A 10,637-nucleotide genomic window follows, 5' to 3' on the forward strand; every position below is an offset into this window, starting at 1 on the left:
AGCGACCTTGCCTACGCCATTCCCTGTCTTTCTTCGCCACGGCGCGATCGACATAAATAGCTGTTGAACTGCTTCATTTTCTGCGTCTCTTACTCATCCCCGACGTGTCGGAGACTTTGCTTCGGCATCGAAACGGGGATGAGCATGGCGACAGCAGCGATCCGATCGGAGGCCGTTGTGCGAGGGGCGCGGATGCTGCGCACCGCAATGGGGGCAGCGATCGCCGCCTGGCTCACTGATTCCAGCATTATCGAAGTCATGCTCAACCCCGACGGCCGGTTGTGGGTCGACCGCCTCGGCGATGGCATCACCAATACCGGCGAACGGCTGACGCCAGCAGAAGGCGAACGGATCATTCGCCTGGTCGCCCATCATGTAGGCGCCGAAGTCCATAGCCGTTTGCCTCGGGTGTCAGCCGAACTGCCCGAGACAGGCGAACGGTTCGAGGGACTGCTACCCCCAGTCGTCGCCGCGCCAACTTTTGCGATCCGCAAACCTGCTGTCGCCGTCTTCACGCTCGACGACTATGCGAAAAGTGGGATCATGTCGCGCCTTCAGGCCGCGCTGCTGCGCGCAGGCGTCACCGATCGGCGTAACATTCTGGTCGCGGGCGGCACGGGCACCGGCAAGACCACACTGGCCAATGCGCTCCTTGCCGAAATCGCCAAGTCATCGGATCGGGTGGTCCTGATCGAGGACACGCGCGAGCTGCAATGTACCGTGCCCAATCTGGTCGCGATGCGAACCAAAGATGGTGTCGCGTCGCTGTCTGACCTTGTCCGATCGAGTCTCCGCCTGCGCCCTGACCGCATTCCCATCGGCGAGGTTCGCGGGCGTGAAGCCCTCGATCTCCTGAAGGCCTGGGGCACCGGACATCCCGGTGGAATCGGCACCATCCATGCCGGTAGCGCGATCGGCGCGCTCCGTCGCATGGAGCAACTCATTCAGGAAGCGGTAGTGACGGTGCCGCGGGCCCTGGTTGCCGAGACGATCGACCTGATCGCGGTGCTTGTCCGGAGCGGCACCGGACGTCGGCTCACCGAGCTCGCCAGAGTGGACGGCCTTGACCCAGCAACAGGCGACTATCGGCTCTCTTCCCTCTCTTTTCACAACGATGGAGACATAGAATGACCGTCTCACGGCGGCAGCTCTCGCGCCGTATTTCATCTTCCGTGGCTGCGCTTGCACTCGGAACACAAGTGCTCATCAGCCCCGCTTATGCGTCAGGCTCGTCGATGCCCTGGGAGGCGCCGCTCCAGAGCATCCTCGATTCGATCGAAGGGCCGGTCGCCAAGATCATCGCAGTGATGATCATCATCATTACCGGGCTGAGCCTCGCTTTCGGGGAAACCTCAGGCGGGTTCCGGCGGCTGATCCAGATCGTGTTCGGCCTGTCGATCGCATTTGCCGCCAGCTCTTTCTTCCTGTCGTTCTTCAGCTTCAGCGGCGGCGCGCTGATCTGATGGCCGGAGCGAATGACATCGTGCCGGGCTATTTCGCGCCGGTTCATCGCGCGCTGAGCGAGCCCATCCTGCTCGGCGGCGCGCCGCGCGCGCTCGCTATCCTCAACGGCACGCTTGCCGGCGCGATCGGCCTCGGTCTTCGACTCTGGGTTGCCGGACTCGCGCTCTGGGCGCTCGGCCACACGCTCGGCGTCTGGGCAGCGCGGCGCGATCCGCAGTTCGTCGACGTCGCGCGCCGACACTTGCGCTACTCGGCATGGATGCGGCCATGATGAGCTTGCGCGAATATCGCGCGCAGGCCACCTGCCTCGCTGACTTCCTGCCCTGGGCGGCATTGGCGGCACCCGGCGTGGTACTCAACAAGGACGGCAGTTTCCAGCGCACGGCGCGCTTCCGTGGGCCAGACCTCGATAGCGCGACGCCGGCTGAGCTGGTGGCGGTGACGGCGCGCCTTAACAATGCGCTGCGTCGCCTCGGTACTGGCTGGGCAATGTTCGTCGAGGCGCAGCGCGCGCCGGCGCTCGTCTATCCTCAATCTTCATTTCCCGATCCAGCCTCGGAGCTGGTTGATCTCGAGCGACGCGAGCAGTTCCGCGAGGAAGGTACGCATTACGAGAACCACTATTACCTGACACTGCTCTGGATGCCGCCCGCGGAAGATGCCGCACGGGCGGAGACCTGGCTCTATGAGGGCCGCTCGACCAGCGGTGTCGATCCGCGGGAGCAACTCAAGCGCTTCATCGACCAGACGGCCCGCGTGCTTCATCTCGTCGATGGCTTCATGCCGGAAGCGAGCTGGCTCGATGACGGTGAAACGCTGACCTTCCTGCATAGTACCGTATCGACCAAGCGGCAGCGGGTGCGCGTCCCCGAGACGCCCGCCTATCTGGACGCCTTTATCACCGACGAGCCGTTCACCGGCGGGCTCGAGCCTCGGCTTGGCGAGCAGCATCTGCGCACGCTCACCATTACCGGCTTCCCCACCGAGACCTTCCCAGGTCTCCTCGACGAGCTCAACGCCCAGGCATTTGCGTATCGCTGGTCAACGCGAGCGATCATGCTCGACAAGACCGACGCGACCAGGCTGCTGTCGAAGATCCGCCGGCAATGGTTCGCCAAGCGCAAATCGGTCGCGGCGATCCTCAAGGAAGTGATGACCAACGAGGCGGCGGTGCTGACCGACAGCGATGCCGCGAACAAAGCCATGGATGCCGACCTGGCGTTGCAGGAGCTTGGCGCCGACTATGCCGGGATCGCTTATGTGACCGCAACGGTCACGGTCTGGGATCGAGATCCCGCACTCGCCGCCGAGAAGCTTCGTCAAGTCGAGAAGGTGATCCAGGCACGCGACTTCACCTGCATGGTGGAGAGCCTGAACGCCGTCGAAGCCTGGCTCGGTAGTCTGCCGGGCCAGGTTTACGCCAATGTCCGGCAGCCACCGGTCTCAACTCTCAATCTCGCCCACATGATCCCCCTGTCAGCCGTGTGGGCGGGGGCGGAACGGGACGACCATTTCGGTCAGCCCCCCTTGTTCTACGCAAGGACCGAAGGTTCGACCCCGTTCCGCTTTTCTTTGCACGTCGGCGACGTCGGCCACACGCTCGTCGTGGGCCCGACCGGGGCGGGCAAGTCGGTGCTGCTGGCGCTGATGGCGCTGCAGTTCCGGCGCTATGAGAACAGCCAGGTCTTCGCGTTCGATTTCGGCGGCTCGATCCGTGCGGCCGCGACGGCGATGGGCGGGGACTGGCAGGATCTGGGCGGCGCGCTGCACGACGGTGATGCCGATTCCGCCGTAGCGCTGCAGCCGCTCGGCCGGATCGACGAACCCGGCGAGCGCGCCTGGGCGGCCGAATGGCTGGCGGCGATCCTCGCCAACGAGAGCGTGCTTGTCGACCCCGACGCCAAAGAGCATCTCTGGTCGGCGCTGACCTCGCTCGCGACCGCACCGCGCGCCGAGCGCACCCTCACCGGCCTCGCTGTCCTGCTGCAATCGCAAGCGCTCAAACAGGCATTGGCGCCTTATTGCATCGGCGGCCCCTGGGGCCGCCTGCTCGACGCGGAAAACGAATTCCTCGGCGATGCGTCGGTCCAGGCCTTCGAAACCGAGGGGCTGGTCGGCGCGGCGTCGGCCGCAGCGGTGCTCAGCTATCTTTTCCATCGGATCGAGCACCGGCTTGATGGGCGACCGACCCTGATCATCATCGATGAAGGATGGCTCGTGCTCGACAGCCCGGCGTTCGCCGCACAGCTGCGCGAATGGCTTAAGACGCTGCGCAAGAAGAACGCGAGTGTCATCTTCGCGACACAGAGCCTCGCCGATATCGAGACCAGCGCGATCGCGCCGGCGATCATCGAGAGCTGCCCGACGCGCGTGTTCCTGCCCAACGAGCGCGCCGGCGAGCCGCAGATCGCTCGGGTTTACGAGCGGTTCGGCCTCAACGGCCGACAGATCGACATCCTCGCTCGAGCGACACCGAAGCGCGACTATTATTGCCAGTCGCGGCGCGGTAACCGGCTGTTCGATCTCGGGCTCGGCGAGGTCGCGCTGGCCTTCACTGCCGCCTCGTCGAAAGCCGATCAGCGCCGGATCACGGAGATCGTCGCCGCCCACGGCAAGCAAGACTTCGCCCGCGCCTGGCTACGCCATCGCGGGCTTGAGTGGGCCGCAGATTTGCTACCCGAACCCTCTGCCGCGCCCGACGAACCTTTGCTTTCCCACATCTTTGAGGAGGACATCGAATGACTCGATCCAGAAAGCGCGCGCGCTTGTCGCGAAGCGCGACAGCGTTGGCGATGCTGGCGGCGATCGCCGTATCTTCGCCAGCGACGGCGCAGTTCGGCGGCATCGTCTATGACCCGAGCAATTATGCACAGAATGTCTTGACCGCTGCGCGCAGTCTCGAGGCGGTCAATAATCAGATCCGGCAGATCGAGAACCAGGCGCAGTCACTGATCAATCAGGGCAAGAACCTCGCGACGCTGCCCGTCTCGACGCTGTCGACGCTTCAGCAGCAGATCCAGCAGACCCGTCAATTGCTCGGCGCGGCGCAGCGCATCGCCTATAATGTCCAGGACATCCAGACCACGTTCAGCGAGCGCTACAGCGGCACCAATCTGACCGCCCCGGAAAGCCAGATGGTCGCCGATGCCAACGATCGCTGGCAGGACAGCGTCGGCGCATTCGAGGATGCTTTGCGGGTCCAGGCCGGCGCGGTCGGCAACCTCCAGGGCACCAAGGGGTCGATCGATACGCTGGTAAGCGCAAGCCAATCAGCGAGCGGCGCGCTCCAGGCGGCACAGGCGGGCAACCAGCTGCTTGCGCTGCAATCGCAGCAGCTCGCAGACTTGACCGCGGTAATGGCGGCGCAAGGCCGGGCGCAGACACTCGCGGCTGCGCGCAGCGCGGCTGACGAAGCCGAAGCCCGTGAGCGCCTTCGCCGCTTCTTCAAGAAATGAGCCGTGCGGTGAAGCTGATCGGCGTTGTGGTCGTTGCGAGCCTGATGACTGCGGCACTCATCGCCGCGGGCGCTGCCTCGCATATGTCACCTACGCCAGCTGCCACGACCGTCGATCACCCAAATCACGCGACGCGCGTAGTAGCCCTCGAACACTGCCGCGCCACGACCGGCCCGGACGCAGCCTGTGAAGCGGCCTGGGGTGCCGAGCGCCGCCGGTTCTTCAGAAAGGCGAGCCAGTGAACGATACCGGCGTTATCGACGGCTTCCTCCAGGTCTACAGCCAATATATCGATTCGGGCTTCGGTCTGCTCGGCGGCGAGGTCGGATTCCTGTCCTCGACGCTGATCGTGATCGACGTGACGATCGCTGGCCTGTTTTGGGCCTGGGGTGCGGACGAAGACGTCCTGCAGCGCCTGATCAAGAAGACGCTCTATATCGGCGTCTTCGCCTTCATCATCGGCAATTTCTCCAACCTCGCCACCATCGTGTTCCACAGTTTCGCCGGGCTTGGCCTCAAGGCGTCGGGGAGCAGCCTGGCACTTGCCGATTTCATGAAGCCCGGCGCCATCGCGGCAACAGGGCTCAAAGCCGCCAAACCGCTGACCGATGAAATCTATCTGCTGGCAGGACCGATGGGCGTGTTCGTCAACCTCGCCCAGATCATCGTGCTGCTGGTCGCCTGGCTGATCGTGGTGCTCGCCTTCTTCATTCTCGCCGTCCAGATCTTCATCACGATCATCGAGTTCAAGCTGGTGACGCTCGCCGGGTTCGTGTTGCTGCCGTTCGCGTTCTTCGGCCGCACCGCGTTCATGGCCGAGCGCGTGCTCGGCCATATCATCTCCTCGGGCATCAAGGTGATGACGCTGGCGGTGATCACCGGCATCGGCACCACGCTGTTCGACCAATTCACCAATGCCGGCCTCGGCGACACCGCCGATATCGATCAGGCGATGACGGTCGCGCTCGCGGCCCTGACATTACTGGGACTCGGCATCTTCGGCCCGGGTATTGCTAACGGCATCGTCACGGGCGGTCCGCAACTCGGCGCCGGGAGTGCAGCGGGAACCGCGCTTGCCGCCGGTGCGACCGTGGCCGGCGGCGTCGCCGCCGCCGGCATTGCCGGTGGGGCGGCCGCGGGCGCGATCGGCGGCACGGCGATGGGCGGCGCACGGATGGCAGGAGCGGCGTCGGCCGCCTATCAATCGGGGGCAGCCGGCAAGACCGGTGGCGCCGCTGTAGCTGGCGGCGTCGCGAATGTGGCGAAGGGCGCCGCGAACGGCGCGACGTCGCCGCTTCGCAAGGCAGCGAGCACCTTTCGCGACAATTTCGCGTTGGGGCGCGCCGCCGCCTCCAACTTCACGAACGCTCCGTCAGCACCAGCGACCGGCGGCGAAAGTGCCGCGCCTGCCTGGGTGAAAGCGATGAAGCGGCGCCAGGCGATGACGCATGGAGCGACCTCGGCGGCGAACACCCTCAAGGCCGGCGACAGCCATAGCGGCGGTGCCGGCCCCGACATTTCCGAAAAGGACTGAGCGCATGTTCCGACGCCCCACGATCCGTTATGGCACGACGCCCGAGCCCGTGACGCCATACCAGCGCGCTGCGCAGGTGTGGGACGACCGGATCGGCTCGGCGCGTGTCCAGGCGCGAAATTGGCGGCTGGCCTTCTTCGGCTGCCTCGCCCTTTCCGGCGGGCTCGCCGCCGGCCTGGTCTGGCAGTCGGCACGCGGCACGATCATTCCGTGGGTCGTCGAGGTCGACAAGCTCGGCGAGGCGCAGACCGTTGCGCCGGCCGAAGCAGGTTATCGGCCGACCGATCCGCAGATCGAGTTCCATCTGGCGCGCTTCGTCGAGCATGTGCGGTCGCTACCGGCCGATCCGATCGTGCTGCGCCGGAACTGGCTCGAGGCGTACGATTTTGCGACCGACAAGGGCGCCGCCGCCCTCAATGACTATGCGCGAAAAAACGATCCCTTCGCCCAGGTCGGCAAGGTTCAGATCGCGGTTGATGTGTCGAGCGTGATCCGGGCGTCGCCCGACAGCTTCAGGGTCGCGTGGGTCGAGCGCCGTTATCAGGACGGCGCGCTCACCGACACCTCGCATTGGTCAGCGATCCTGACCGCGTCGATCCAGCCACCGCGCACCGCCGAGGGCCTGCGCAAAAACCCGCTCGGCATTTTCGTCGACGCCTTCAACTGGTCGAAGGAACTCAGCCAATGATCACTCTCATGCTGCCCGGCGCTCGCCGACCGATCGCATTCCTACTTGCCGGCTCCCTTCTCGTCGGCCTGGCAACACCCGCCTGGCCGCAGATCCGGGCGGCGACCTCACCACCGCCGGCCGCAGCCACACCCAAGCCGGGCGGCGGCCTGCGGATCATCACCATCCCCACCCCGCTCCCGCTTCCCGGCCAATTGAAGCCGATCACAGCGTCGCAGCGATCGCACGCTAGCCCCGATCCGAAAGCCCGGGTCAACCGAGCCAATACCGCCGCGCGTGTCGAGCCCGATCGCGTGTCCTGGCTGAACGCCATCCAGCAATATCCCTATGCCGACGGTGCGCTCTACCAAGTCTATGCCGCGCCGGGCCAAGTGACCGACATCGCTTTGCAGCAAGGTGAGGAACTCGCCGGCACCGGTCCTGTCGCCGCCGGCGATACGGTTCGCTGGATTATCGGCGACACCGAAAGCGGCGCAGGCGCCGCCAAGCGAATCCACATTTTGGTGAAGCCAACGCGCCCCGACCTCGAAACCAATCTCGTCATCAACACCAGCCGGCGAACCTATCATCTCGAGTTGCACGCAACGGCTGGAACCTATATGGCTGCGGTGTCCTGGACCTATCCGCAGGACCAGCTGATCGCCTTGCGCAAGGCGGACGCGCAAGCGGCGCGCGCCGCACCGATCGCCACGGGGATCGATCCCAGCGCGCTCGATTTCGATTACCGGATCGATGGCGACAAGCCCGATTGGCGGCCGGTTCGGGCGTTCGACGATGGCCGACAGGCCTATATCGAGTTTCCGGTGACGATCGGCACGAGCGAGATGCCCCCGCTGTTCGTGCGCGGCGTCGATGGCAAGGACGAGCTGGTCAATTACCGGGTGCAGGGCCGCTACATGGTCGTCGACCGGTTGTTCGGTGCGGCCGAACTGAGGTTGGGCACCAAGAAAAGCGAGCAGCATGTGCGCATCACGCGCGAGAGCGCCAAGCGGGGTCGGTCGTGATGATCGAGGCGACGGACGATGCGCCAGAACAGCTGCCGGAACCGGCCGCGGTCGATCATGGACAACCCGCACCGGGAAACCCGGAAGCCTTTCGCTTGCGGGGATCACCACCACAGGTGACCCGATTGTCGCGCAAGGCGATGGCGATGCTCGGGATTGCTGCCGGTGTCGGCATCGGCGGTTCGTTGATTTATGCGCTGCAACCGCGACCGCCCGTAACAGCGCCGCAGAACGTATCGAGCGGCGATACTGCTGCCCGATCCGAGCTCGTGACCGGTGCGCCAGCCGACTATTCGAAAGTGCCGAAGCTCGGTCCGCCGCTTCCGGGCGATCTCGGCCGGCCGATTCTCAATGCGCAGGCCGACGGCAAGACGGTGGCTATTCCGCCGATGGGGGCACAGACCGACCCGCGGGCAGCGGCGGCGGAGCAAGCGCGGCAACGGTTAGTGCAGGAAAAGGAATCCGCGCGAACCAGCCAGTTGTTTCTCGCAAATGGTCGCCAGATATCCCGGACGACGACATCGGCAGCCGAATTGCCAGTCGACGGCAGTCCGCGGCCGACCCTACCCCTGCCGGCCGCGAATGCAGGCGATCGCTTGGGAAGCAACGACGGCGGATCGCGACTGGCCGGCAAGCAGGCGTTCTTTCAAATCGCCGCCGATCGATCGACGGAAAGTACCCAGCGGCTCACTGCGCCGACATCGCCTTATATCCTTCAAGCCGGGAGCATCATTCCCGCCGCGCTGATCACGGGCATTCGATCTGACCTGCCCGGCCAGATCACCGCCCAAGTGACCGAGAACGTCTATGACAGTCCGACCGGTCGTACCCTTCTGATCCCGCAGGGCTCACGCCTGATCGGCAATTATGACAGCGACGTCGCGGCCGGTCAGGATCGCGTTCTGCTCGCCTGGGATCGGCTGATCCTGCCGGGCGGCCGGTCAATCCTGCTCGACAAGATGCCGGGAGCGGATGCGGCCGGCATGGCGGGGTTGCAGGATCACACCGATTACCATTGGGGTAATCTGTTAAAGGCGGCTGTCATCTCGACGCTGATGGGCGTCGGAGCAGAGCTTGCCACGAACGATGATGATCAATTGCTCCGTGCGCTACGCTATGGAAGCCAGGATACGATCAACCAAACCGGCCGCCAGCTCGTCCAGCGCGGGATTGATGTCGCGCCGACGCTTACAATACGGCCCGGTTACCCGCTCCGGGTGATGGTAACGCACGACCTGGTCCTCGCACCGGTTCCGGGAACCGATAATGGCTAGGTTGAAGCTCGGTCCCATCCTCGACGACAAACCCGTCAAACTTACGATCGAATTGCCCGCGACGGTTCATCGGGATTTGCTGGACTATTCTCGTGTTCACGCGGCGGAAACCGGACTTGGAGAGCCGTTGCCGCCAGAACGCCTCATTCCGTCAATGGTTGAGCGCTTCATGGGCAGTGACAGGGGGTTTACCCGCACGCGAAAATGATAGTTGTGTACCTCCGCGCACCATCGTCGCGTGCCAACAAGGCGATTATAATTCAATTATAAAATAGATAGTTCGCGTCCGCTCTGTGACGCTCCGTTCGCGACCAACTGAGTCGCGTTTAAAGGAGTGATGATAATGGATCGCATCGACATCGAAGACATCGTCGAGCTCGGCGAGGCAACCTCCCTTACCCGTGGCGGAGAGCCGAGCGGCGTGCTCGACACGGACGGCATCATGTTCGCGAAACACACTGGTCTCAGCGAAGACGACTGAGAGCATGACGGGGCGCGCTACTGTAATGTGACGCGTCCCGCCATCGAGGATCTGGCGTCGATGGTGACCGTTAGGCCTAATCTACATTTCGCCTGGGTATGCGGCACGCCGATATTTCTTGACCTGTCCGCAGGCCGCTATTTTCTCCTATCCGGAAACGCAGCGGCGCATTTTACGGCCTTCGCGGCGGGGCAGGCTATGCCTGCCGACATTAAATCGCTCTTGCAGCTGAATATCCTTGTTGATGGTCCGGGCATCCCAGAGTCGCGGCAGGATATCCCATCCGCGCGCTCGAGCTATATCGATGCGGCAATCGCTCCGGCATCGATGACCATGCTTGCGCGCGCAATCGCGCTGCAAACGGTCCATTCGTTCCTTTTGGCCCGGCGAGGCCTGTCCAAAACGCTGGATGTCGCGAAGGCAGCGCAAACCCGACCAGGTTTTCCATACCGATCGAGTACGAAAATCGACGAAGCAGTCGTCGCTTCAGCATTTTTTCACGCGCAACGCATCTTCCCTTCGGCGAATAAATGTCTGCCGCGCAGCTTTGCGATCGCTGATCTGCTGCGGCGCACCGGTCATAGACCGACCATAGTCATTGGCGTTCAGCTACCCTTCGCTGCCCACTGCTGGGTCCAGTGTGAGGATCGGCTCGTGAGCGATCCACTCGAACGAGTAGGAACTTTTGTTCCAATCCTCGCGGCATGAACACTCCTCGTTTCGTCGCCTGGACACAT

General features: G+C 64.1%; 13 protein-coding genes. All 13 read left to right on the plus strand.

Translation table 11 applies throughout. From position 1 onward, the window contains the following. Positions 1-144: 144 nt before the first annotated feature. The 13 genes from trbB (at position 145) to DFR49_RS12435 (ending at position 10,608) form a co-directional block, all read left to right on the plus strand. Positions 145-1,131, plus strand: a complete 987-nt coding sequence (gene trbB, locus DFR49_RS12380; RefSeq protein WP_425454938.1) for a P-type conjugative transfer ATPase TrbB — start codon at positions 145-147, stop codon at positions 1,129-1,131. After that, entirely contained in the window at positions 1,128-1,463 is a 336-nt protein-coding gene (locus DFR49_RS12385; protein ID WP_119035955.1) for a TrbC/VirB2 family type IV secretion system protein, read from the plus strand. The genes trbB and DFR49_RS12385 overlap by 4 nt, the downstream gene beginning before the upstream one ends. Beyond that, positions 1,463-1,735 carry a VirB3 family type IV secretion system protein gene (locus DFR49_RS12390; RefSeq protein ID WP_119035956.1) on the plus strand — a complete coding sequence of 91 codons (273 nt, stop codon included), beginning with the start codon at positions 1,463-1,465 and terminating at the stop codon, positions 1,733-1,735. Before DFR49_RS12385 ends, DFR49_RS12390 begins: the two co-directional genes overlap by 1 nt. Then, positions 1,732-4,206, plus strand: a complete 2,475-nt coding sequence (trbE, locus tag DFR49_RS12395; RefSeq protein WP_119036407.1) for a conjugal transfer protein TrbE — start codon at positions 1,732-1,734, stop codon at positions 4,204-4,206. Before DFR49_RS12390 ends, trbE begins: the two co-directional genes overlap by 4 nt. Continuing rightward, entirely contained in the window at positions 4,203-4,919 is a 717-nt protein-coding gene (trbJ, locus tag DFR49_RS12400; protein ID WP_119035957.1) for a P-type conjugative transfer protein TrbJ, read from the plus strand. Before trbE ends, trbJ begins: the two co-directional genes overlap by 4 nt. A gap of 8 nt (positions 4,920-4,927) precedes the next feature. Further along, complete coding sequence (gene trbK-alt / locus DFR49_RS12405; RefSeq protein ID WP_170151011.1) at positions 4,928-5,161, plus strand: putative entry exclusion protein TrbK-alt; 234 nt, start codon at positions 4,928-4,930, stop codon at positions 5,159-5,161. After that, complete coding sequence (gene trbL, locus DFR49_RS12410) at positions 5,158-6,453, plus strand: P-type conjugative transfer protein TrbL (RefSeq protein ID WP_119035959.1); 1,296 nt, start codon at positions 5,158-5,160, stop codon at positions 6,451-6,453. Before trbK-alt ends, trbL begins: the two co-directional genes overlap by 4 nt. Positions 6,454-6,457: 4 nt before the next feature. Continuing rightward, complete coding sequence (gene trbF / locus DFR49_RS12415; protein WP_119035960.1) at positions 6,458-7,141, plus strand: conjugal transfer protein TrbF; 684 nt, start codon at positions 6,458-6,460, stop codon at positions 7,139-7,141. Beyond that, positions 7,138-8,145 (plus strand): P-type conjugative transfer protein TrbG, encoded by a 1,008-nt coding sequence (trbG, locus tag DFR49_RS12420; RefSeq protein ID WP_245968418.1) that lies wholly within the window; start codon positions 7,138-7,140, stop codon positions 8,143-8,145. Before trbF ends, trbG begins: the two co-directional genes overlap by 4 nt. Next, on the plus strand, positions 8,145-9,419 hold the full coding sequence (locus tag DFR49_RS12425) for a TraB/TrbI/VirB10 family type IV secretion system protein (protein ID WP_119035961.1): 1,275 nt from the start codon (positions 8,145-8,147) through the stop codon (positions 9,417-9,419). The genes trbG and DFR49_RS12425 overlap by 1 nt, the downstream gene beginning before the upstream one ends. Further along, positions 9,412-9,627 carry a DUF2274 domain-containing protein gene (locus tag DFR49_RS12430; protein WP_119035962.1) on the plus strand — a complete coding sequence of 72 codons (216 nt, stop codon included), beginning with the start codon at positions 9,412-9,414 and terminating at the stop codon, positions 9,625-9,627. The genes DFR49_RS12425 and DFR49_RS12430 overlap by 8 nt, the downstream gene beginning before the upstream one ends. A gap of 135 nt (positions 9,628-9,762) precedes the next feature. Continuing rightward, positions 9,763-9,900 carry a hypothetical protein gene (locus DFR49_RS22015; RefSeq protein ID WP_170151012.1) on the plus strand — a complete coding sequence of 46 codons (138 nt, stop codon included), beginning with the start codon at positions 9,763-9,765 and terminating at the stop codon, positions 9,898-9,900. Between the two features lie 27 nt (positions 9,901-9,927). Further along, positions 9,928-10,608: a lasso peptide biosynthesis B2 protein gene (locus DFR49_RS12435; protein WP_147373687.1), complete on the plus strand. Its 681-nt coding sequence runs from the start codon at positions 9,928-9,930 to the stop codon at positions 10,606-10,608. Positions 10,609-10,637: the final 29 nt, after the last annotated feature.

The sequence above is a fragment of the Hephaestia caeni genome, assembly GCF_003550065.1.
Classification (GTDB): domain Bacteria; phylum Pseudomonadota; class Alphaproteobacteria; order Sphingomonadales; family Sphingomonadaceae; genus Sphingomonas; species Sphingomonas caeni_A.

Excerpts from the sequence above, each read along its gene's own strand:
- trbB (WP_425454938.1), top strand. The coding sequence starts at position 145 with ATGGCGACAGCAGCGATCCGATCGGAGGCCGTTGTGCGAGGGGCGCGG.
- DFR49_RS12385 (WP_119035955.1), top strand. The coding sequence starts at position 1,128 with ATGACCGTCTCACGGCGGCAGCTCTCGCGCCGTATTTCATCTTCCGTG.
- DFR49_RS12390 (WP_119035956.1), top strand. The coding sequence starts at position 1,463 with ATGGCCGGAGCGAATGACATCGTGCCGGGCTATTTCGCGCCGGTTCAT.
- trbE (WP_119036407.1), top strand. The coding sequence starts at position 1,732 with ATGATGAGCTTGCGCGAATATCGCGCGCAGGCCACCTGCCTCGCTGAC.
- trbJ (WP_119035957.1), top strand. The coding sequence starts at position 4,203 with ATGACTCGATCCAGAAAGCGCGCGCGCTTGTCGCGAAGCGCGACAGCG.
- trbF (WP_119035960.1), top strand. The coding sequence starts at position 6,458 with ATGTTCCGACGCCCCACGATCCGTTATGGCACGACGCCCGAGCCCGTG.
- trbG (WP_245968418.1), top strand. The coding sequence starts at position 7,138 with ATGATCACTCTCATGCTGCCCGGCGCTCGCCGACCGATCGCATTCCTA.
- DFR49_RS12425 (WP_119035961.1), top strand. The coding sequence starts at position 8,145 with ATGATCGAGGCGACGGACGATGCGCCAGAACAGCTGCCGGAACCGGCC.
- DFR49_RS12430 (WP_119035962.1), top strand. The coding sequence starts at position 9,412 with ATGGCTAGGTTGAAGCTCGGTCCCATCCTCGACGACAAACCCGTCAAA.
- DFR49_RS22015 (WP_170151012.1), top strand. The coding sequence starts at position 9,763 with ATGGATCGCATCGACATCGAAGACATCGTCGAGCTCGGCGAGGCAACC.